The organism is Haladaptatus sp. AB618 (assembly GCF_024136965.1).
In the GTDB taxonomy this organism is placed as follows: Archaea; Halobacteriota; Halobacteria; order Halobacteriales; family Haladaptataceae; genus Haladaptatus.
The window spans coordinates 944,436-966,332 of the sequence record NZ_JAMYJX010000001.1 but is presented as its reverse complement, the minus strand read 5'-3'; the positions used below and the strand labels follow the sequence as shown (position 1 = coordinate 966,332).

Annotated in this window: 22 protein-coding genes; 11 read left to right on the top strand and 11 right to left on the bottom strand. The window is 61.7% G+C overall.

Annotated elements, in window-relative coordinates; translation table 11 throughout:
• Nucleotides 1-19 precede the first annotated feature (19 nt).
• Both NKF26_RS05145 and NKF26_RS05140 read right to left on the bottom strand, forming a co-directional pair.
• Entirely contained in the window at nt 20-1,351 is a 1,332-nt protein-coding gene (locus tag NKF26_RS05145; RefSeq protein ID WP_253234056.1) for an aminotransferase class III-fold pyridoxal phosphate-dependent enzyme, read from the bottom strand.
• Between the two features lie 46 nt (nt 1,352-1,397).
• Nucleotides 1,398-2,669 (bottom strand): DUF4010 domain-containing protein, encoded by a 1,272-nt coding sequence (locus NKF26_RS05140; protein ID WP_253227162.1) that lies wholly within the window; start codon nt 2,667-2,669, stop codon nt 1,398-1,400.
• A gap of 93 nt (nt 2,670-2,762) precedes the next feature.
• Here NKF26_RS05140 and NKF26_RS05135 point away from each other — a divergent pair, with 93 nt between their 5' ends.
• Nucleotides 2,763-3,986 (top strand): AI-2E family transporter, encoded by a 1,224-nt coding sequence (locus tag NKF26_RS05135; RefSeq protein ID WP_082837744.1) that lies wholly within the window; start codon nt 2,763-2,765, stop codon nt 3,984-3,986.
• A 33-nt stretch (nt 3,987-4,019) separates the two neighbouring features.
• On the opposite strand, the gene NKF26_RS05130 is transcribed toward NKF26_RS05135, so the two are convergent.
• The gene (locus tag NKF26_RS05130) at nt 4,020-4,292 is read right to left on the bottom strand and encodes a PadR family transcriptional regulator (RefSeq protein ID WP_066142107.1); all 273 of its coding nucleotides are present in this window, start codon (nt 4,290-4,292) and stop codon (nt 4,020-4,022) included.
• Between the two features lie 266 nt (nt 4,293-4,558).
• Between NKF26_RS05130 and NKF26_RS05125 the strand changes: the two genes are divergently transcribed.
• Complete coding sequence (locus NKF26_RS05125) at nt 4,559-6,847, top strand: glycoside hydrolase family 3 N-terminal domain-containing protein (protein WP_253234055.1); 2,289 nt, start codon at nt 4,559-4,561, stop codon at nt 6,845-6,847.
• A 332-nt stretch (nt 6,848-7,179) separates the two neighbouring features.
• Here NKF26_RS05125 and NKF26_RS05120 read toward each other — a convergent pair whose 3' ends face one another.
• Entirely contained in the window at nt 7,180-7,326 is a 147-nt protein-coding gene (locus NKF26_RS05120; protein WP_190303728.1) for a hypothetical protein, read from the bottom strand.
• Nucleotides 7,327-7,579: 253 nt separating this feature from the next.
• Between NKF26_RS05120 and hisD the strand changes: the two genes are divergently transcribed.
• Together hisD and NKF26_RS05110 are read left to right on the top strand one after the other, a co-directional pair.
• The gene (gene hisD, locus NKF26_RS05115) at nt 7,580-8,851 is read left to right on the top strand and encodes a histidinol dehydrogenase (RefSeq protein ID WP_253234054.1); all 1,272 of its coding nucleotides are present in this window, start codon (nt 7,580-7,582) and stop codon (nt 8,849-8,851) included.
• A 90-nt stretch (nt 8,852-8,941) separates the two neighbouring features.
• Nucleotides 8,942-9,799, top strand: coding sequence for a formate/nitrite transporter family protein (locus NKF26_RS05110; protein WP_253227159.1), 858 nt, complete (start codon nt 8,942-8,944; stop codon nt 9,797-9,799).
• A 3-nt stretch (nt 9,800-9,802) separates the two neighbouring features.
• Here NKF26_RS05110 and NKF26_RS05105 read toward each other — a convergent pair whose 3' ends face one another.
• The gene (locus tag NKF26_RS05105; RefSeq protein WP_253234053.1) at nt 9,803-11,002 is read right to left on the bottom strand and encodes an ABC transporter substrate-binding protein; all 1,200 of its coding nucleotides are present in this window, start codon (nt 11,000-11,002) and stop codon (nt 9,803-9,805) included.
• 178 nt (nt 11,003-11,180) lie between these two features.
• Here NKF26_RS05105 and NKF26_RS05100 point away from each other — a divergent pair, with 178 nt between their 5' ends.
• A complete protein-coding gene (locus NKF26_RS05100) occupies nt 11,181-12,206 on the top strand; it encodes a DUF4352 domain-containing protein (protein ID WP_253227157.1) in 1,026 nt (341 codons plus the stop codon).
• Nucleotides 12,207-12,251: 45 nt separating this feature from the next.
• Here the strand turns inward: NKF26_RS05100 and NKF26_RS05095 are convergent, their stop codons facing one another.
• On the bottom strand, nt 12,252-13,436 hold the full coding sequence (locus tag NKF26_RS05095; protein WP_253227156.1) for an alanine--glyoxylate aminotransferase family protein: 1,185 nt from the start codon (nt 13,434-13,436) through the stop codon (nt 12,252-12,254).
• A gap of 192 nt (nt 13,437-13,628) precedes the next feature.
• Between NKF26_RS05095 and NKF26_RS05090 the strand changes: the two genes are divergently transcribed.
• From NKF26_RS05090 to NKF26_RS05070, 5 genes are all read left to right on the top strand, one after another.
• Nucleotides 13,629-14,309: a four-helix bundle copper-binding protein gene (locus NKF26_RS05090; RefSeq protein WP_253227155.1), complete on the top strand. Its 681-nt coding sequence runs from the start codon at nt 13,629-13,631 to the stop codon at nt 14,307-14,309.
• Nucleotides 14,310-14,639: 330 nt separating this feature from the next.
• Nucleotides 14,640-15,584, top strand: a complete 945-nt coding sequence (locus NKF26_RS05085; RefSeq protein WP_253227154.1) for a metal-dependent hydrolase — start codon at nt 14,640-14,642, stop codon at nt 15,582-15,584.
• A gap of 104 nt (nt 15,585-15,688) precedes the next feature.
• Nucleotides 15,689-16,300, top strand: a complete 612-nt coding sequence (locus NKF26_RS05080; RefSeq protein WP_253234052.1) for a hypothetical protein — start codon at nt 15,689-15,691, stop codon at nt 16,298-16,300.
• Complete coding sequence (locus NKF26_RS05075) at nt 16,297-16,944, top strand: hypothetical protein (RefSeq protein WP_253227152.1); 648 nt, start codon at nt 16,297-16,299, stop codon at nt 16,942-16,944. Before NKF26_RS05080 ends, NKF26_RS05075 begins: the two co-directional genes overlap by 4 nt.
• A gap of 96 nt (nt 16,945-17,040) precedes the next feature.
• Nucleotides 17,041-17,238, top strand: a complete 198-nt coding sequence (locus NKF26_RS05070; protein WP_253227151.1) for a dodecin — start codon at nt 17,041-17,043, stop codon at nt 17,236-17,238.
• 58 nt (nt 17,239-17,296) lie between these two features.
• On the opposite strand, the gene NKF26_RS05065 is transcribed toward NKF26_RS05070, so the two are convergent.
• From NKF26_RS05065 to NKF26_RS05055, 3 genes are all read right to left on the bottom strand, one after another.
• A complete protein-coding gene (locus NKF26_RS05065; RefSeq protein WP_066142078.1) occupies nt 17,297-17,665 on the bottom strand; it encodes an iron-sulfur cluster assembly accessory protein in 369 nt (122 codons plus the stop codon).
• Nucleotides 17,666-17,854: 189 nt separating this feature from the next.
• Entirely contained in the window at nt 17,855-18,850 is a 996-nt protein-coding gene (locus NKF26_RS05060) for a DUF1028 domain-containing protein (RefSeq protein ID WP_253234051.1), read from the bottom strand.
• Nucleotides 18,851-18,961: 111 nt separating this feature from the next.
• On the bottom strand, nt 18,962-19,348 hold the full coding sequence (locus NKF26_RS05055; RefSeq protein ID WP_253227149.1) for a hypothetical protein: 387 nt from the start codon (nt 19,346-19,348) through the stop codon (nt 18,962-18,964).
• 363 nt (nt 19,349-19,711) lie between these two features.
• Here NKF26_RS05055 and NKF26_RS05050 point away from each other — a divergent pair, with 363 nt between their 5' ends.
• A complete protein-coding gene (locus tag NKF26_RS05050) occupies nt 19,712-20,428 on the top strand; it encodes a TFIIB-type zinc ribbon-containing protein (RefSeq protein WP_253227148.1) in 717 nt (238 codons plus the stop codon).
• Nucleotides 20,429-20,447: 19 nt separating this feature from the next.
• On the opposite strand, the gene NKF26_RS05045 is transcribed toward NKF26_RS05050, so the two are convergent.
• Both NKF26_RS05045 and NKF26_RS05040 read right to left on the bottom strand, forming a co-directional pair.
• The gene (locus NKF26_RS05045) at nt 20,448-21,341 is read right to left on the bottom strand and encodes a bifunctional methylenetetrahydrofolate dehydrogenase/methenyltetrahydrofolate cyclohydrolase (RefSeq protein WP_253227147.1); all 894 of its coding nucleotides are present in this window, start codon (nt 21,339-21,341) and stop codon (nt 20,448-20,450) included.
• A 98-nt stretch (nt 21,342-21,439) separates the two neighbouring features.
• Nucleotides 21,440-21,892: a hypothetical protein gene (locus tag NKF26_RS05040; protein ID WP_253227146.1), complete on the bottom strand. Its 453-nt coding sequence runs from the start codon at nt 21,890-21,892 to the stop codon at nt 21,440-21,442.
• Nucleotides 21,893-21,897 lie beyond the last annotated feature (5 nt).

Genomic DNA, 21,897 nt, shown 5'->3' with positions numbered 1-21,897 from the left:
GTCTCGGCCGGATATAGCGTTACGCCACCTCGTCGATGGAGTCGAGCAAGAGGTTGACACCGAGGTCGATTTCGCGCTCGGTCACGTCGAGCGGCGGGAGCAGACGGAGCGTCTTGTACCCACAGCCGAGGGTGAGGAGGCCGCGCGAGAGTGCGGCGTCCACGACGGCTTCGCGTCGGTCCTTCGAGTCGAACTCGACGGCGAGCATCAGGCCACGGCCGCGAACGTCCACGACGGATTCCGGCGCGGCGTCCTCGATGATTTCACGCGCCTGTCGTCCGCGCACGGTGGCGTTCGCGAGCAGGTCGTGTTCCTGAATCGCGTCGATTGTGAGCACGCCCTGCAGCGACGAGAACACGTCGCCAGCGCCCCACGTCGAGGAGAGTCGGCCTTTCTCCTCCGGGAACACGTCCGAACGGGAGATGGTCGCGCCGACGCGGAGCGCCTTCGCGCTGGTGATGACGTCGGGTTTCAGGTCGAGGTGGTCCACTGCCCACATCTCGCCCGTTCGGCCCATGCCGGACTGAATCTCGTCGGCGATGATGGTGATACCGTAGGTGTCCTGAATCTCGGCGATATCCGCGACGAACTCGTCGTTCGGGACGCGGTAGCCACCCTCTCCCTGCACCGGTTCGAGGATGATGTACGAGACTTCTTCGGGGTCGATGACGCCCTGGGCGGGGTCGAGTTTGTCGGCGATGATGTTGCCGCCCGGACCGTCGGTCTTCCACCCACAGCCACACTGACCCTCACAGGAACAGTACGGAACGCTCACGATGCCCGGAATCTCGGGGTAGCCCTTACGGTGGGCGACTTTCGAGCGGTTGAGCGAGAGCGCGCCGAGCGTCCGTCCGTGGAACGCGCCGTCGAAGTTGAACGCGCGGTGGCCGCCTTTGTTGTAGCTGATCTTGATGGCGTTCTCGACGGCTTCCGCGCCGGAGTTCGACAGGAAGACGGTGTCCATGTCGTAGTGACTCGTGACCTCGGTGAGTCGCTCCATCAACTGGGTCGGCCCGGGGAATTCGGGGTCCTCCGGCGGCCAGCCACCGGCGGCGTAGAAGTCCTGCCCGGCGATTTTCGTCGGGTCGGGGAGGGGGAACTCGTCGAGTTTGTCCTTGATTTTTGGATTGTTGTATCCGAGTGGGGAGGCGGCGACGTGGCTCGTGAAATCGAGGAGGACGTTTCCATCCACATCAGTACAAAACGGCCCGACCGCATCCTCGGTCAAGTCCCAGACGAAATCGTATACGTACGTCGTCGGCGCGGCAAATTTGTGATGATACTCTGACCACTCTCGTGCCTTCTGGCCCGGCATGTCCCGAACCTGTGGCTCGACTGTTTCGCGGTCCATGTAGCTGATAGGAATAGCCCCATTTTAAACGGTTCGTTATATGTCCTCACACGACAGCGACGATTGCCGCAATTCCCGACCCGGCGAGCAGAACTGTACTCCAGACGGCAATTCGGCGTGCGAACGAACGGTTCGGTGCAGAGATGGTCAACGCTGCCTTGACGATGATGCTCGATGCGGTGGCGAGTAGGATGCCGAAGACGGCCGTCTGCTGGCTCACGTTGCCCCCGCTGTACAGCGTGACCGCCGAGGCCGTCACGCCCGCGCTCGAAACGAGTCCCGACAGCAGTGCGGTGATGTAAAACCCCGTCTGACCGAACTGGCTCTTGGCGATGGCGCCGCCGATGACGACGAGGAGGAAGATAGCACCGAACCCGAGGGCGTTTCGTAGCGAGAACGGGCTTTCCAAGTCGATGTCCATCCGTTGGGACCAGTCGGCCGTGTACGCCGCGATGGCGATGCTACCGACGATGATCGTTCCGAGCGGGATGATGGCACCGTAGAGCGTTTTGTGTGGAGTACCGATGGTGAACGCCAACGCGATGACGAGGTTTCGGAGCGCCATCGCGGCGTCGGCCAGCAAGATGGCGGCGACGCCGTACGTCGCCGCCTCCGGCTGCTGGCGAACGTGGTCGAGCATGGTGCCGACGACGGCCGTCGAGGAGGCTAACCCGCCGAAAAACCCGGTGACGGCGATACCGCGTCCACCGTACGTCTCGACCACGGCGTAGTTGGCGATGCCGATTCCGGCGACGGTGACGACCATCAGCCAGATGAGGCGGGGACTCAACGTGACGCCGCCGAGTGCGACTTCACCGGACGGGAGCAGCGGGTAGATAACGAACGCGAGGATGGCGAACTCACCGGCGGAACGGAGTTCCTCGCGCGACAATCCCCACGCGAACGAGTGTAGTTCGCGCTTCAGGATGAGCAGAAGCGAGGAGACGACGGCGACGGTAACGCCGACGAGGATGTACCCTTCGGCGACCAGCACGCCGACGCCGAACGTCACGAGCATGGAGACGGACGTCGTCAGCGAAAGACCTGTTTCCTCGTCGTCGTCCAGGAGTCCCTGCACCGCGAGCAAAATCCCTTGCACGATGACGAGCAGGCCACCGAGCGCGAGCAGAACGTCCTTCCCAACGATGGTAAACGCCGCACCGAGGAGGCTGATGAGGGTGAACGTCCGGATACCGGCGGATTTCTGCGACCATTCACGCTCCAATCCGAGGAAGAGACCGAGCGCTCCGGCGAGGGCGATATGGACGACGTCACTGCCCAACGTAGTCGACGTGACGAGGTTTTCGAATCCGGACACTCCCCGTACTACGCTCCTATTCGGTTAAAAGGATTGTTGCTATCGTCGTCCCGTGCGCGAAATCTTTAAGGCCAGCCCGCAAACTTCTGTGGTATGGTCTCCGGATTGAACATTGACAAGTCCCGGGCAGCGTGGTGGACCATCGGTGGGCTACTTGGTCTCGCGGCGCTGTTCGTCATCTACTCGTTCATCGGGACGTTCGTCTTCGGTCTGTTTCTCTACTACGCGACGCGGCCGGTATATCGCCGACTCCAACAGCGGGTTCGCCCGCGAAGTCTCGCTGCCGCGGTTGCGTTACTGCTGCTCGCCCTTCCCGCGATCCTGCTCGTCGCCTACACCGTCTCCATCGCGTTTCACGAACTCACGATGGTCGCGAAGACGGCCAATATCGGCACGCTTCCGGAGCCGATACAGCAGTACAGCGACATCTCGAAGTTGACCAAAAATCCCGAACAGCTCCTCCAGAACAAGGACAACACGAAGCTCATCCAGCAGGCGTTCGGTTCGACGTTCCAGTATCTCAAGTTCGTCGGGAACGGGGCACTCCACTTGTTCGTGATGATCGCTATCGCGTTCTACCTGCTCCGGGACGACCACAAACTCTCGCGGTGGTTCCACCGGACGTTCGCGGACAGCGGTGGGGTCCTCGAAGCGTACGTGGCCCGCGTGGATTCGGACTTCAACAGCATCTTCTTCGGCAACATCCTGAACGCCTTCATGACGGGCACCATCGGCGCGATTTCCTACAACCTCCTCAATATGATCGCACCCCCCGGCTTGGCGATTCCGTACCCCACCGTCGTCGGGTTGCTGACCGGCGTCGCCAGCCTCATCCCCGTCGTCGGGATGAAACTCGTCTACTTCCCGGTGACGGGCGTCATCAGCGCCGAGGCGTTGATGGCTCGTGACCCCGGCATCCTCTGGTTCCCCGTCGTCTTCGCGCTCGTCTCGTTCGTCATCGTGGACACCATCCCGGACCTCGTCCTGCGGCCGTACGTCTCGGGGCGCAACCTCCACGTCGGGATGGTGATGCTCGCGTACATCTTCGGGCCGTTGCTGTTCGGCTGGTACGGGATCTTCTTGGGACCGATGATACTCGTGCTCGTCGTCCACTTCGTGAAAATCGTCCTGCCCGAACTCATCACCGGCAACCCGATTCGACCGTGGGCCGTGGACCCGACGTATCTCAAGGACGCCGATATGCATCCACAACCACCTCATGACCCGTCCGATTCGGATGACGAGGAGTTACCGCCGGGTGGTGACGAGATGCCCGTCCAAGCGCCGACGCCCACGGATGGGGATGGTATCGACTGACGGGGTATTCGGTGACTGCTGATACCGTCCGGTTCAGTCGAGAAACCGCTCTTCCCACGTGCGTCGGTGTTCGAGGAGCGACCGACCCCGCTCGGTCAGCGCGTAGTAGTTCGTCCGCTTGTCCCGTTTCCCCTTCTCGACGAGTCCATCATCGACCAACGAGTCGAGGTTCGGATACAGACGACCGTGGTGGACCTCGGTGTCGTAGTAGTCTTCGAGACCGTCCTGAATGGCGAGTCCGTGCGGCTCGCCGTGTCCGGCGATGACGTACAGTATGTCCCGCTGAAATCCCGTCAACTCGTGCATTGTTACCACTCGGAATATGTGTCTATTTAGGATAAGGATATCGGTTCCGACAGTTCTGGAGGAATATAGTATCGGAACGATCGTTGGTGAATTCAACAACGTTCTCCGCCATTTTCTCGGATGGCTCACCCTGCCAGCGAGGTAGTTCTATTTTCCAATCAAAATCGATACTGGTCGTGATCATTTCAAATAAGTATTTGCTCAGTAAAAATCCATATATTTATAAGAAAAAATCTTATTGATTCTTGCTTCCCAGTTTTTATGGTATGTCAAAGGATACCACGAGCGGCTCGTCGCGGCGAACGTTCCTGCAAGCGTCCGGGGGAATCACGCTGGCAACGGCACTGGCCGGATACCTCGGAGAGTCCGCGGTCGCCACGAAGCAACGAGAGCCGAGTCGCCACGTAACCGAACTCGTCGACGAGATGACGCTCGAAGAGAAGGTCGGTCAGATGACACAGATGGCCGCGGGCGAGATTTCGACCGACGACCCGGCCGAGACGCTTCGGAAGTACAAGCCGGGGTCGCTCATGTACCTGACGTCGTTCGATCCGGAGGAGGTCGCTCGAACCAGCAACAAACTCCAGAAAGCGATGGTGAACGAGACCCGTCTCGGCGTGCCGTTCGTCTACGGTATCGACTCCGTTCGCGGCGACAACAACGTGGCGGGGGCGACGTTGTTCCCGCACAACCACGGCGTCGGCGCGACATGGGACGCGGACAAGGCCGAGGAGATGGCGACCGTGACGAGCAGGGTGATGCGTACAACCGGTACCCACTGGAACTTCTCGCCCGTTTGTGACATACAGCGTGATCCACGATGGGGACGGTTCTACGAGGGGTTCAGCGAGGACCCGTTCCTCGCCTCCCAGATGGTCGCCTCGAAGGTTCGCGGCTACGAGGAGGAGACGAACGGGTACAAACGAACCGGGGCCTCCATCAAACACTTCGCGGGGTATTCGGCACCGGCGAACGGGAACGACCGCACCGCCGCACTCATTCCGTATCGGACCTTCGTGAGTTCCATCCTGCCGTCCTATGCGGCGGGTATCAACGCCGGAGCGGAGACGGTGATGGTCAACAGCGGGTCGTTGAACGGGCTCCCCGCCCACGCTTCGAAGGAACTGTTGACGGACATCCTCCGCGACCAACTCGGGTTCGACGGAATGGTCGTCACCGACTGGCACGACTTCTACCGGATGATAAAGGTCCACGGCTTCGCCGAGGACCTGAAGGAGGCGACCAAACTGGGCATCAACGCCGGGATAGACATGTACATGGTCCCCGCCGCGGGTATCGAGGGCGACGACGCCGCGGGCTATCAACAGCGACTCATCGAACTCGTGAAGGAAGGCAGCGTCAGCCGGGAACGAATCGACGACGCGGTGACGAACATCCTCGCGTTCAAGGAGCACGTCGGCCTGTTCGAGGACCCGTACGGGACGCCATCGAAGGTGAGCGACGTGATCTCCGACGGGCGGGACCTCGCGGAGGAGGTCGCCACCGAGTCGATGACGTTGCTCACCAACGACGGGACGCTCCCGCTCGACTCCGGGAGTTCGATCCTCGTCACCGGCCCGAGCGCCGACAGCGTGAGGAACCAGATGGGTGGCTGGGCGCTCGGCTGGCAGGGCGTCGGCGACACCGAGCCACCGGCGACGACGGTCCTCGAAGGCCTCAGCGATGCGGCGGATTCGTCCACGTCCGTCACGCACGTCCCGACCGGCCTCCACGAGTTCACGAACGAGGACGACGTTCGACGTGCGGCCGAGTGCGCCGACGTCGTCGTGGCCGTTCTCGGCGAGGGTCCGTACGCCGAGGAGAAGGGTGACACGGACACGCTCGCGCTTCCCGAGGCACAACAGCGACTGGTAGAGGTCGTGTCGGGAACCGAGACACCGACCGTCGGCGTGATCATGGCGGGCCGCCCGCGCGGCACGGACGTGTTCGACGACCTGTCCGCATCCATGATGGCCTATCTGCCGGGAACGGCCGCCGGACCGGCCGTCGCCGCGACCCTGTTCGGTGACGCCAACCCGAGCGGTCGGTTGCCGTTCACGTGGCCGACGGGGACCGGGCAAATCCCCAACCTGCACAACAACTATCCGCCGGACGAGTTCAACAAGTCCACGAACGTCAACCCGCCCCAATCACACGAGACGCCGCTGTTCGAATTCGGCCACGGGCTGAGTTACACCGAGTTCGAGTACTCCGACCTTCGCGTGGCCCCGACGAAACTCCAGCAGAAGAACGCGACGAACGACATCACCGTCTCCGTCGCGGTCAAAAACACGGGGGACGAGGCGGGCGAGACCGTCGTCCCCGTCTACGGCGGCAGAGATCTCGGTCAGGTGATGTATCCACAGGAAGTCGTCGTCGGCTTTGAACGCGTCGCGCTCGACCCCGGCGAGACGAAACGCGTCGAGATCCGTTCGACGATCCTCCCACTTGCGACCGTCCTCGGCGACGTCTTCTCCCGCGGCGAGTTGGTCATCGACACGGGCGAGTACTGGCTCTCCGTCGGTGACCTCACCGAGACCGTTTCGGTCGTCTAAGGTCTGAGATCCCGTTTTTCACGATGCCGTCTTTCCACCTTATTTTTGAATAACATACCAACAATCGGTCAGATAGCAGTCGCTCGGGTCGGGAACGGCGAAACCACTATCTATCGGTAGGAACGATGTGTACGAAGCAGTGGCTCAGAATTTGATTTTCGAAAGGAAAGCGGAACACGCGGGGGCGAAAAGACCCCGCGTACCGCTTGCCGCCCTGAATTGGTCCCCGCTGACGCTTCGGCCCTCCAAAGCGAAGCGTCAACTGCAACAAAACGGCGTAGTGACTTAAAGGTAACGATTTCGATAACTGTGGATCGCTGGGTGAAAAAAAGCTAGATGTACTCCTCCTCCAGCGTCCATCCCAACGCCCGCTTGTAATACGTGAACATCTGGCGGATTCCCTGATGGTTCATTTCGTCGCTTTCGAGCTGTTCTTTGAGGAACTCGTACTGCTCCCGGATCTCTTCTTCGTCACGCATATTTCGCTATTTCGTGGCTTCGGCGGTTATGCGTGTTGGTGGATTCGAGGGAATGGTTCGGAGTGGGCGGAGCTGTAAATTCACCAACTACTGAGAAGTAATTGTTGAGAAGACTGACCGAGTTACATTGCCGGAGTGATTTTGGATGACATGTGGTTATGACTGTCGTAAAGACTACCTCGAAAGCCCCCGCCCACTCGCCCGTTCATCCGAGAGCGCAACGTGTTTTTCCGCCCGCTTCGAAATACCGTCCATGAATCCAACGGAGACCTCCGAACTCGGGCCGAACGAGCGTCAGGCGCTGTTCGACCGTGACGCGGGTATCGAGGGCGTTAGGGGCGACGTGCGCGACATCATCGACCGAGTGCGCGAGGAAGGCGACGTGGCGGTCCGGGAGTTCTGCCGCGAGTTCGACGGCGTCGAGGTCGGCAACATCGACATCACGGACGACGCCGAACGCGCCTACGAGGAGATAGACGACGACGTACGCGAGGCCATCGAGGACGCGGCCGACAACATCCGCGCGTTTCACGAGTCCCAGGTGCCGGAGGACTGGCGTGCGGACTTCGACGGCCGCGAACTCGGCCGTCGATTCCGCCCCATCGAGCGTGTGGGCGTGTACGCACCCGGCGGCACGGCGGCGTACCCCTCCAGCGCGCTGATGGGCGTCATCCCAGCGAAAGTGGCTGGCGTGGAACAGGTCGCGGTCGCCACGCCGCCCGGCGAACCGCAGAACGACATCACGCTGGCGGCGATTCACGCCGCTGGAGCAGACAAAGTGTACCGCGTCGGCGGCGCGCAGGCCATCGCGGCGATGGCCTACGGAACCGAACAGATCGACCGTGTGCAGAAGGTCGTCGGTCCCGGCAACAAGTGGGTCACGGCGGCGAAAGCCGAAGTGCAGGGCGACGTGGCCATCGACTTCCTCGCCGGACCGAGCGAACTCCTCGTGCTCGCCGACGGGACCGCGAACCCCGCGTTCGTGGCCAGCGACGTGGTTGCACAGGCCGAACACGACGAGAACGCCTCGTCCGTGGTCGTCACGGACGACGCCGAGTTCGCCGAGGCGGTCTGTGAGGAGATAGAGAAACAGGCGAGCGAACGCGAACGCGAGGACGTGATTCGGGCCGCACTCGACAACGACGCGAGCGGCGTGTTCGTCGCGCGGTCGATGAGCGAGGGCCTCCTGTTCGCCGAGGAGTACGCGGCCGAACACCTCTCGATACAGGCCGACGACGACGAGGAACTCCTCGACAGGATCGACAGCGCGGGAAGCGTCTTCCTCGGGTCGTACACCCCAGTCGCGGCGGGTGACTACGCCTCGGGGACGAACCACGTGCTCCCGACGACCGGACTGGCGAAGATAACGGGCGGCCTGTCGGTCGACACGTTCCTCCGCTCGACCACCGTCCAGCGGTTGGACGAGGACGCGCTCGACTCCCTCTCGACGACGATCACGACGTTGGCAGAGTCGGAAGGACTGGACGCGCACGCCGAGAGCGTGCGGAAACGGTTCGAAGAGTAACTTCGGAAGGCGAGTACCGCCTCGCGCTAGCCATAACCGCTTTTTTCACTGACTACTACTGGAGAGTACACGGCATTTTACATCCATCCTATGGCACAGTCTACTAACTCCGATACGCAAGCCGACGGCCTGAAATCGTACGAGAACATTCTGAGAGAACAGATCAATCTCGGACTGGAGGAGTTACAGCGTCCCACCAGCGGCCTCTTCCTGTCCGGGCTTTCCGCCGGGTTGGATATCGGATTCGGTCCCCTCCTCATGGCGGTGATGACGGGGCTGATGACCGGGTCCCTGTCGAAACCCGTCACGGAGCTACTCATGGCGAACATGTACGCTGTGGGGTTCATCTTCGTGATTCTCGGCCGCTCAGAACTGTTCACCGAACACACCACGCTGGCAGTGCTTCCCGTCCTCGACAAACGGGCGTCGTACGCCTCGCTCGCCAGACTGTGGGTCGTCGTGTTCGTGGCGAATATCATCGGAGGGGCACTGTTCGCCGCCTTCGCCGTGACGATCGCCCCGAAACTCGGCATCGCGCACGCCAAAGCGTTCACCGAGATTTCGGCGGCATTGGTCAAACACGACTTCCTGGTTCTGGTCGGGAGCGGCATCTTCGCGGGGTGGCTCATGGGCCTGCTGTCGTGGCTCGTCACCGCCGCACGGGACACCGTCAGCCGCGTCCTCATCATCTGGATCGTCACGACCGCCATCGGATTGGCCCACCTCCCCCACTCCATCGCCGGAAACGTCGAGGTCCTGATGGGGATGTTTCTGTCCGCGAAAATCACGTTCGTCGATTACGCCCGCTTCCTCCTCGCCGCGACCATCGGCAACGCTATCGGTGGCGTGTTCTTCGTCGCCCTGCTGAAGTACGGGCACGTTACCAGAAATACGGACGCCGAGAATGTGGATGAGGTGGATACTGCTACCGCCGCCGAATCGGAGTAGGCGTCAGAACTCCCCGTTGACGATGTCCGCGACGCGCTGGTGATCGTACAGTTTTTCGTCCACGCCGTACAGCAGTTCGGCAGTTCGTTGCGTGAGGACGAGGTTCGTGATCGGTCCTTGGTACAGTCCACCGGCGCGGTAGACGTCGCCGTTTTTGACGGCTGTGAGATTGCTAGCGGTGTTGTTGTTCTCCAGGAATTTCACCACCGTGTTCTCGAACTCCTCTCTGCTCTTGTCTTCGTAGCCGCGGAGCAGGAGCACTTCCGGATCCACCTTTAGGAGCACTTCGAGGTCGATGGCCGCACGGCTTCCATGGAAATCCTTGACGTCCGTCTTCGCCAGCGCGTCATCGACTTTGAGGTCGTTCAGGTGTTTGAATCCGGTTCCCTTGCCGATGATGTACGGATAGAACTTCTTCGGTTTGTCGCCGACGCCCCAGACGACGGCGGCGGACGGCCGTTCACCCTTCGACGGGACGACCGACTCGATGTTCGACTGGAAGTCGGCGTGGAGGTCCGCGAACGCCTCGTAGCGGTCGTGCCGCTTGAACACCTTCGACAGTTTTTCGAAGCCCTCCATGAGGGTGTAGTATCGGTAGTCGTCGTGCCACGTGTAGTGCTGTGCGTAAATGCAGTTGCCGAACAGCGGGCCGACGTTCTTTTTGATCTCGTCCACGTCCGACTGGGACCATCCCTTGAACCGGTTCATCAGGAAGTTGGGGTCCATCACGTGCACGTCCGCGTCGAGTTGGTAGAACAGCTCCTTGTTGACGCCGTCCTGGTACAGGTCCTTCATCCCGCTCTTGTCCACCGAGACGCCGTCTATCGCGTCGTAGTACTGGGTGTGATACCGACTGGTGAGCCAGACCGCTTTCGGCGGTTCGAGGCCGAGCGCGATACCCATGTCCGCCCAACTGCCGTTGTTGGCGACCCACGTCTTCGGAACGCTCTCGAACTCGACTTCGCCGACGGGAACCATCGAGACGGAGTACGGACCGTCCGTGGTAGTCGTCGATTCGCTCGTCGTGGACTCGTCCGACGAGGCCGTCGTGTCGGTGCTGGTCTGTGTGCTATCAGCGCCGTCGGAACCGTCATCGCTGTCGCTGGTACAACCGGCGAGCAACCCGCCGCCGAGTGCCGCGCCAGTTCCCTTGATGACGGTGCGTCGCGTCCGTAATCCGCGTCGCCGTGAATCGTCAGGCATGCTTTTAGGCTCGCCTAAACACCTATAGTCGTTTCGAACTTTAGGTAGACCTAAGACAGAGATAGCCGTGGAAACGGCGGTTTCGGTGGAGAGATCGACCGTACCTCATTTGATCATCTCGGACAGATGTTCAATTAACATCATATACTTTTAACAGTCGGGACGGGTCTTCTGTGTCATGGAGAAAGGGGCGCTCGTCGGTCGACGGACAGTTATCGCGGTGAGTGCAGCGGCGCTCGCCGGGTGTACCAGCCAAGGGAGCGACATGACGGACGCGGACACGTCGTCTTCCTCGACGAGCGCGGAATCGTCCACTTCGACCTCCGGGACGGACGAAAACGGCGACACGGAACGACGGCGAACGGAGACGACCGTGTCGGTCGGTTCGGTCGTGAAGGACGATACGCTCGCCATGGTCGTTCGCGAGGTGACGACCGAGGACAAGTTGAGCGAGTTTCGGGATGCGGAGGAGGGCAAGACGTTCGCGGTGATTCGAATGGCAGTCAAAAACCGGGGAACGGAGTTCATCGATTTCGAGGACTTCCTCGACGCGAGCGTCGTGGATGGGGAGAATCGGACGTACGACCCGTCGGTCAGTTCCCCCGATCACCCGATTCGAAGCGGGGTGCTCGCCCCGGGTGAAGTCGTGCGCGGCGACATGGTCTTCGAGGTGCCGAAGGGGACGCACGGGCTATCGCTTCGACTCGACTTCGATTCGTTCACCAGCTTTCGATTCAAGCAGGTAACCGTCTCGCTCGGGAAGAAAGCCGACTCGATTGCCGACCTGAAACAGTCGCTCGACGACGTACTCTCGTCGGGAGAGAAGGCCTCACGCGGCAGCGTCTCGGTCGTCGTCCACGGAGTCCGAACGACGAAACAATTGAACGAGATTACGGACGCGGCCGACGGACACGAGTTCGTCGTCCCGGACATCGAAATCACGAACGACGGCGACGAGCGACTGCTCGTCTCGACGCTGCTCCAGATGCACGTGAAGACGGGAGCGGGTCTCGCGTACACGGCGGACATCGGTGCGAGTTCCGGTTTGAAACAACCGCTCAACGAGAGTTCCGACATCGAGTCCGGGGAGTCTCACCGCGGTGAACTCGCCTATCAGGTCGAAACTGGCACCAAGCCGCTCTACTGGGCCTTCAACTTCCTCGAAGCGGACGAACCGTACAAGGGGTTTTGGAAACTGCGCTGACCGTTCGGTAGTCCGCCCGTGCATCCGTAGAAATCGGTTTTCGACTCAGTTGCCGAGCGCTTCGCTCGTCGCCGCGAGTCCCGCCTCCACGTCCACGTCCGCGCCGTGTTCGCGGAGCGCGTCGCCGAGCGCGCTCACGAGGTACGAGACGGTTTCCGGGCGGGCGGAGTAGCCCATGCAACCGATGCGGAAGATTTCGCCGTCCAAATCACCGAGTCCGGTAGCGATTTCGAGGTCGTACTGGTCGAGCAGGTAGCTCGTGATGTCGGTGTCGGTGACGCCGTTCGGTACGCGAACCGCGTTGAGGCTCGGGAGCCAGTACTCCTCGGGCGCGTTCATTTCGAGACCCATCGCTTCGACGCCCGCCTTGAGCGCACCGGCAACGTCGCGGTGGCGCTCCCAGCGCGATTCGATGCCTTCCTCGCTGACGAGCCGAAGCGCCTCACGGAGTGCATATACGTTCGTGATGGGTGCCGTGTGGTGGTACGCCCGGTCTTCACCCCAGTAGCCTTCGAGGAGCGAGAGGTCGAGATACCACGAGCGGGGGGATTCCTCGCGGGAGAGCACCTTTTCCATCGCGCGGTCGTTGAGCGTCAGCGGACTCGCACCCGGCGGGCAGGAGAGACATTTCTGCGGGCCGGAGTAGGCCACGTCGATGTCCCATTCGTCGACCTTCAACTCGACGCCCCCGAGCGATGTCACCGAGTCGGCGATGACGTAGGCGTCGTGGTCGTGGGCAATGTGCGTCAGTTCGGAAACGCCCGGTTGAACGACGCCGGTGCTCGTCTCCGCGTGGATAAATCCGAAGATATCGGGCTGGTGTTCCTCGAACGCGACCTGCACGTCGGCGGGGTCGAGTGGTTCGCCCCACGGCGCATCGACGTGGACGACTTCGCCACCCGCCCGTTTCGCCATGGATTCCATCCGGCCGCCGAAGTAGCCGTTAGTCGGAACCAACATCGTGTCGCCGGGTTCGACCAGGTTTCCGATGGCGGCCTCCATGGAGGCGGATCCGGTTCCGGAGACGGGAATGGTCCATTGATTCTCCGTTCTGAAGGTGTACCGGAGGAGGTCCTGAACCTCGTTCATGATGTCGATGAACGACGGATCTAAATGGCCGACCAACGGCGTGCTCATCGCGCGGAGGACGCGTGGATGTACCTCGCTCGGACCGGGACCCATCAGCGTTCTGTCGGGCGGTGTCAACTCGCCTACCGTAGGGTTCTCCATGCCTTTCCGTATCACGTGCGGTGACAAAAACCCCGCCGTCCCGGCAGTCGATACCCAACGGACCGTTAAATCGCACAACGCGGCGTTTCTCCCTGCGAACGGATCCCGAACGGTCGAAACGGTCGGTCCGGTTTATTCGGGTCATGGGCGTAGGACGGGGTACCCCAGCACGTTGCTGGGTGGAGAAATACCATGACACAACAGAGACCCATGCAGCACTCGCAGGCGCAGAGCAGCGGTGGCAACGAGTACGGCACCGAGTATCAGCAGGGGTACGGGCAACCGCCCGTCAGTCAGCAGCGTGGCCGACGAGGGGGAATCGGCCAGCAGATGCCCAGTCAGGGGTATGGCGGTGGAACCGGCCACGGCGGAATGGGCCAACGAGAAATGGCTCAGCAAGGGACGCCCCAACGAGGGGGAATCGGCCAGCAGATCGGACGAGGGATGACACAACCGGGCGGCCAGTTCGACGACCAGTTGCCGGGCGAGATGCGTGTCGCGCTCGAAGATTTCGAGCAGGCCGCGAAAGTCTGTGATTGGTGTGCCGATAAATGTCTCGACGAGGGGCCGGAGATGGCCGAATGTATTCGGCTCTGCCGTGACGTTGCCGACCTCGGAACGCTGAACACGAAGCTCATCGCGCGTGACTCGGTCTTCGGACCAGAGCTCGCCGAAACCTTCGCGAACGCGGCCGAGGAATGTGCAAGCGAGTGTATGCGACACGAGAGCCCGCACTGTCAGGAGTGTGCGTCGGTTCTTTCCCGGGCCGTCGATTCGACCTACCGATTGCTCGACCAGCTGAGGACGACAGGGCAGGAGCCGCCGACCGGTGGAATCCAGCAGGAAATCTCGGGCGAGCAATCGAGGTTCTAACTCTCACTTTTTTGGGCTATCACACGTGCGACGCGAAACGTCTCGTACTCGATTCCAAGCGGCTATTTCTTTCCGAACGGTCGGACCGGTTTATGCCGACGACGACTGAAGAGCAACTGCTCCAGCGAGGAGTGGAGAACAACGCTGTCACAACAGCACCAGCGACCGCACACGGAATCGCTCGGCGAATCGACCGGAATTGGCGGGCGTCCTCGACCGGACGACCGAATCGCTTTCGAAGGCCATCGAGACGGTGCAGACCGAAGGTCGGATGCAGTAGGGGTCGAACTGGAGAGAAGCTTATGACGACTGAACGCGAAGGATAGTTCCATGATGGTCGGCCACGCGCTGCTCGCCTTCGGGGTGGCAGCGCTCGTCGCCCGGCGATTCTGGTCCACAGAGCGTGCACTCGCATTTGGGGTCGTCGCGGGCGTCTTCGCTACTGTTCCGGACGTTGACATGACTTACGCGGTGATCGGTCTCGTACAGTCGGGGTTCGGCGGCGTCTGGCGGATGACAGCCGAGTTCTGGGGGAGCGCACACCTCGTTCACCGCGCCGTAACCCACTCGCTCGTCGTCGCCGCGATCGCCGGTCCCGCGTTCGTGTTGGCGACCGGGGATCGGTGGAGGAAACTGCTGTCCGCGGCCCTACTGGCGGGACTCGTCTGGATCGCGTTCGCAAACAGCGGCTTCCTCGGAGCGGGCGTCATGTCCGTCTTCGTCGTCGTCGGAACGGTCGCCGCGCTCGTCGCCGATTCGCGCACCGACCTCGGGCCGAGGGAGTTGGTTCTCGCCGCCGTCTTCGGACTGATGTCCCACCCGTTCGGCGACGTGTTCACGGGGGCACCGCCACAGTTCTTCTACCCCTTCGACGTGACGCTGCTGCACTCCCGCATCGCCATCCTTTCGGACCCGACGCTGAACCTGCTCGCCATCTTCGGGCTGGAAGTCGTGCTGGCGTGGTTCGCCGTCTCGGTGTACTTTCACCTCAACGGCGGCCGCGTTCGTGAGCAGTTCCGCGAACACATCCACCCGCGCGCCGCGCTCGGGGTGGGCTACGCACTGGCCGCGCTGGTGATTCCCGCCCCGACGCTTTCGGTCTCGTATCAATTCGTGTTCTCGGTGCTCGCGGTGGGTGCCGTCGGCGTCGGACCGCAACTGCACCCCAAACGACCGTTCCGTCCGGTTCGGAATCCAACGGCGTGGCTGTGTACCGGCATGGCTGCGGTGACACTCGCGGCCGTCGCGTACGCCGCGGTGTATCAGTTCGCCTGAACCGCTTCCCCGACCGAATAGTCCGTTCAGCTGAAATTCCCGACGGATTTCGTTTTTCGCGTCCTTTCCTATCATTTCTTACCGCCAGCGCTCGTATTCAGGGTATGGCACAGCGGGTCAGCCAGTTGGACGCACTCGTGGAAGACAAGCGTGTCAACGCGGGACTGGCGTGGCTACTCGTCGGATTTCTGGTGATCGTGATGATCGGAAGCCTGGTGCAGGACGACCTGTTGTGGGCAATGTTCGCCGGAAGCGTTGCGGCGCTCGCGCTGGTACCACCAGTGGCCTTTCGGAACACCGAAGCGATGCTCCCGTGGGAAGTGCTCATACTCGCCGCACTCCCCGTCCTCGGACGGGAACTCGCGACCCTCGCGCTCACGACACGGGTCGCCACGTACCTCTCGGTCGCCGCGCTCGCGCTCATCGTCGCCGTCGAGTTACACGTCTTCACCCCGGTTCGGATGAACCACTGGTTCGCCGTCCTCTTCGTGGTCATCGCCACGATTGCGACGGCCGGGGTCTGGGCGGTCGTCCAGTGGCTTTCGGACATCTACCTCGGAACGCACCTCCTCCACAGCGAGTATCGACTGATGTGGGATTTCGTCTACGCGACGGTCGTCGGCATCGTCGCTGGAATCGTCTTCGAGTGGTACTTCCGGCGAGTCATCCCGGCCGAAGAACGGTTGCCCGCCGAGATTCAGGAGCATCTCGAATGAGAGTACGCGAACGCCTCGGCATCTCCGAGCGGAGACAACAGCAGTTGACGCGCGTGATGGAACTCTGCCTCGTCGGCATCTTCTTCGTCGGTATGGACAGGGGCAACCTCGGAATCATGATCAACAGCGCGCTGGCGTTCGCGGTCACGCACACCCCCGCGGTTCTCAAGCGCGATTACGGGATTCCGATGGACGCCGGGTTGACCCTGTGGATCACCACCGCCGTCTTCCTCCACGCGGTCGGCACCCTCGGACCCTATCAGAACGTCTGGTGGTGGGACCACGTCACGCACATGCTGTCGGCATCGCTCGTCGCTGGCGTCGGCTACGCCACCGTCCGGGCGCTCGACTCACACTACGAGGACGTGTATCTCCCACCCCGGTTCATGTTCGTCTTCATCCTTATGTTCGTCGTCGCGTTCGGCGTCATCTGGGAAGTGACCGAGTTCGCCGTCAGCGGCCTGGCGTCCATCGTCGGCGGACGCGCGGTCCTCACCCAGTTCGGACTCGGCGACACCATGCTCGACTTGGTGTTCGATACGGCAGGCGGCCTCGTCACCGCACTCTGGGGGACGGCCTACCTCACCGACGTGACGGGTGCCCTCGCGGCCCGCCTCGATGCACGGATGCAGGGGTCCGAGTAACGAACGGAATACGGAACGGGATGGGAGGAATACGGGACGGGATGGGACCGGGACGGCCGATGCGGTTTTTACCGGTGCGGAACAATCACATACGCCATGGTGTTCAAGAAGATCACCCTCATCGGAACGAGCGACGAAGGGTTCGACGAAGCGACCGAAAACGCCATCGATCGGGCTGAGGAAACGCTCGACAAAATCAAGTGGGTCGAAGTCGACACCCTCGGCGTCGAAGTCGCCTCGGTCGAAGGGCGTCAGTACCAATCCGAAGTAACAGTCGCGTTCGAACTGGACTGACGGAAAAACAGCCACCGATCCATTCTTTTACCGATACCGCGGGCTTCGTCGCGTCGAATCAGGTTCGGAAGCTCTCGCCACAGCCACATTCGGAGACCACGTTCGGGTTCTCGACGTGGAATCCCGCACCTTGGAGACCGGTCTCGTAATCCACGACGCTCCCCTCGATGTAGTTCATGCTCGCCGGATCGACGAACACCCGCAGACCGTAATGTGTGAACACCGTATCGTCAGGCTCCGGTTCGTCGTCGAACCGCATCCCGTACGACAGTCCGGCACAGCCTCCCTGCTGTACGAACAGTCGAAGCCCCGCTACCGAATGGTCGAGGCCTTCGCTGTCCAGCAACGACAGCGCTTGTTCCGCTGCATCTTCGGTCACCTCGATTGTCGGGCTTTCCTCCCCGTTCGGTGCGGCATCTGTACTCATAGATACTGCTTGTCGGTCAAGCCTCATTAACGTTAGCCCACTCGCAAACGGCTCCGGAATCGGTTTTCTCCGAACCACAAAAACCGCACCCCGTCCTCTCCAACCGATTCCCCGGGAGAGCGACGCTCTCCCGTGCTCTCGTTCAATTACAGCGAAATCGAAATCCGAAAATTCCCTCTCCTATCGCCGTCACTTCCGTTGCAGTCGGGAGAGGCCGTGCCAGATGGCGTCGACCATCTTTCCTTGGCCGTCACCGGACGACTCGTCCCAGCCGCGTGCGAGGGCGTCCTCCAGCACGGGAAGCGAGTGGTTTTCGAAGTTGTTCAGGCCGCGGAAGTCCTCCAGGGCGTCGCGTTCCTCGTCGCCGAATTCCGTCGATGGTGTCCCCTCGAAAAAGCCCATCTCCGCGAGCGTGCCGCTGACCTGTTCGGCAACGTCGCCAGTCAGTTCGCGCGTCTCGTCCGGGGCTTCGCGCTCCAGAAGGGTCACGTCGTAAATCTTGAAGACGCGTTCCAGTTCGTCGATTGGAGTTTCGTGGTCGTCGACGCGAACGTCCACCCAATGGTCGTTACGTCCCTCGTAGCCGCCTTGCGGTTTGGCGATGTAGAGCGCGGCGCTCTGTTCGCCGCGTTTGTCCCCACCGGCCTCGTTGCCCGCGTGGAGCGCGGCGATGAGTCGTTCCGGTAGTCCGCCGTCGGTCTCCTCGAACGTCTCGGCCATCGCTTCGAGGGTAGCCCGGTTTTCGAGGATGTTCCCCTGCACGGTATAGTGAGCGCCCTGAATGTCGCCCGCGTAGTCGAAACACTCCATGCCCGTGAACGCGGCTATCGAATCCTTCTGTGCGCCCACGTTGTGGGATTTCGTCCGGCGGCGGGCGGCGATGGGTGCCTCGACGACGCCGAGTTGTCGCGACTCGAAGTCGGGGTCGGCCCCGGTGAGTTCCATCACGACTTCGTCGGCAGGGGTCCCCTTCCGGAGCAGTCCGAGGCCGTCCGGTCCGTAGGAAACGTTGGCGAAGCTTTGTGTGGCGATGGCTCCGGCGTCAGCGCTGACGAACGGGACGACGCTGCCGACGCTGACGAACTTCGATTGGACGGCGACGCCGATGGCGTCCTGTTCCGGGTCGCGAGCGACGATAGAGAACGTGGACGGTCGCGGTCGACCGTCTGTGGCGTGGTGTGACATACGCGGGACGAAGCAGTCCACCCCGAAAAGCGTTCACTAGTCGGAAGCGTCGTCGGGGTTCCCGCGTCGCTCTCCGTGTACTATTCGTCCGCGTGTCGTTCGTCCGCGTTTCTACCCGTCCGTTTCACTCTCCTTCTGCACGGTAAGTGGCTGACGCGAGACGAGTTCGCAGTCGAACTCGGGGTGTTCGGCGAAGTGATGGACGAGTATGTGACGTCGTCCGCCGGTCAGTCCGCGTTCGTCCACGTCATCGGCGGTGAACACTCCGGGAAGTCGGTCGTACAGGTCCACCAGTACGTCGAAGCGCTCGAACACCTTTCGATGACCAGCAGAATCGGCACCGCGGCGCGAGACGACGTAACTCCCGTCGTCGCGGTATTCCCCGGCCGTGTAGAGGTATTCGCGGCGTTCGGTCAGCGCTCGACCGAGAACCTCCCGCAAGTGGGTGGCCTCGCGTCTAGTGAGTTCGTGTGTCTCGCCAGAGACGGTCAGCGACACGCCATCGTCCGTTCGCTCGGCGGAGACTGACGTCTCGGCGGGAGCGGACGAGTCGTTCGCGGAATACTCCGCAGAATCAGCGGTACAAGTGGCCGAGAATTTCTCGACCAGCCGCCACGGGGCGACTTACTCTATCCTCCGAGCTTGTTTCACTCGACATAGTAATACGGAGTAGTTCGTGACCGCTGATAAATGTACTGGGGAGAAAGGAACTGTAGCGGGGACCGAAGCTGAAAGAGGAGCGGTGAAAGGGAGGGACGAAAGGGAGGGACGAAAGGGAGGGACGAAAGGGAGAGGTGAAAGGGAAAGAGGAGACCGCTCACGCGCGTGAAAGTTTTTACCGCGGGCCTGTAACGGATGGGCATGAAAGTTCGCGGAACCCGTGAGTGCAAGCGCTGCGGGAACCAGTGGTCGTACTACGAGACGGGGAGCGTCACGTGTCCCGACTGTGGAAGCATGGAGAGCGTCGGCTTGGACGAGAATCGTCTCCAACAGACCGACCGTCCGGCGACGCTCGACCTGGTCGAAATACGGAACGCACTCGACAAGGAACCGGCGCGCGAGGTCGCAGACCTCGCGGCGAAGGAAGGCCGCAGATACGTCAGAAAGCGTGGATTCATCCGCGGCGGCGAACTCCTCCCGCTCGACGGCACCTACCTCGCCGCGAACGAACTCCGCCACGCGGGCGAGTTGTTCAGTCGGTCGATGCGGATGACCGACGACGAGGAGATTTACTTCTACTCCCTGCTCAGCGGGGCCGACGAGGGCGAACGACCGGACACCGAGGACCTCCCGGAATCGATATACGAGATCCGCGGGTTGGCCGACGCCGAATCGCTCAAGGAGTATCACCGGGAGATGGGGGAGTGGACCAGGGAACACGACGTCAGTCGGGAGAGCAGGAGTACGCTGGAAACCCTCGGGGAACACGTCCGCAGGGCGCAGGCGCTCGAAGGCGGAACCGACATCGACACCGCGGAAGTGCTCGTGTCGGCCGCCCGTGAGTTGCGGCGGTATTTCGACCAGGACGATCCGGACGCCCTCGCGAGCAGTCGGGACAGACTCGACCGGTTAGGATAGCGCCGTTCGACTCTCCGCTTTACGGCAGTTCGACGTCGATGCCCGTCTGTTCTCCGGCGGCCTTCACCGTGTTGTAGAGCAACATCGCCCGCGTCATCGGGCCGACGCCGCCCGGCACCGGTGTAATCGCGCTCGCTTTCTCCTTTGCGCTCTCGAAGTCCACGTCGCCGACGAGTTCGTAGCCCTTCTCGTTGTCCGCATCCACGCGGTTGACACCCACGTCGATGACGGTCACGCCCTCGGAAAGCATCGAACCGTCGATGAGTTCGGGGACGCCGCAGGCCGCGACGACCACGTCCGCTTCGCGGGTTTTCGCGGGGAGGTCATCGGTACGGGAGTGACACACCGTCACCGTCGCGTTGCCACCCTCGGCTTTCTGAATGAGGAGGTTCGCGAGCGGTTTGCCGACGATGTTCGACCGACCGACGATGACCACGTCCTTGCCTTCGGGGTCCACGCCCGCCGATTCGAGGAGTTTCTGGACGCCGTGTGGCGTGCAGGGTTTGAATCGCGGGTGGCCCGCCACGAGCATGCCGACGTTCTCCGGGTGGAAGCCGTCCGCGTCCTTTTCGGCGTCGATGGCGCGGAGCACCTTCTGCGAGTCGATGTGGTCCGGAACGGGCATCTGGACGAGAATCCCGTGGACGTCGGGGTCCTCGTTCAGGTCGTCGATGGTGTCGTACAGTTCCTCGGCGGGTGCCTCTGGGTCGATTTCGATGTGGATTCCGTTGATACCGACCTCCTCGCAGTCCCGCTGTTTCATCGAGACGTACGTCTCGCTCGCCGGATCGTCGCTCATGAGCACCGTCGCCAGTCCCGGCGTCACACCCTCCGCCTTCAGCGTCTCGATGCTCTCGCCGAGGTCGCTTCGAATGCCCTCCGCAACCGCACGCCCGTCGATGATGTCCGTCATTACCGACCACTGGCACTCGAAGCCCCTTAAACATCCGGGTTCGTGCGTATTTTTGAGATTGAAAATACGAATATATGCACGAACGTGTATTATATTGGTTAGAGAAACTGCGACTCCATGGTGACGACTTGAACGGGAATCGAACGGGCGTACGTATCGCCGTGATATTCCGCAGTCGTCTCCACACGCACCGGTGTGATTTCCTGCAATCGGTCGAACGAAATCGATGGCTCGGTGACGGTGCCATCCTCGTTTCGCCACCGCTCGTGGTACACTTTCACGGTCTTCGTAGCACCGTTGTCGGTGGAACTGATTCCGGTTCCGACCCCGGAAATCTCTCCATCCACTCGTTCGTTTAGCTCCTCCCAGACGACATCCTTCGCAGCATCGGCAGCCCGGAATTCGACCCATTTTTCGACCGGCATCGTATCGTATTCCGTTTCCCCACCGATGTACTTCGGATACCGAACCACATCCTCCCCTTCGACGTATTCGACGCTTCCGTCCTCCACATGTATCGTCACCCGAAGAACGTCTGAATCGTCGGTCATCGGTA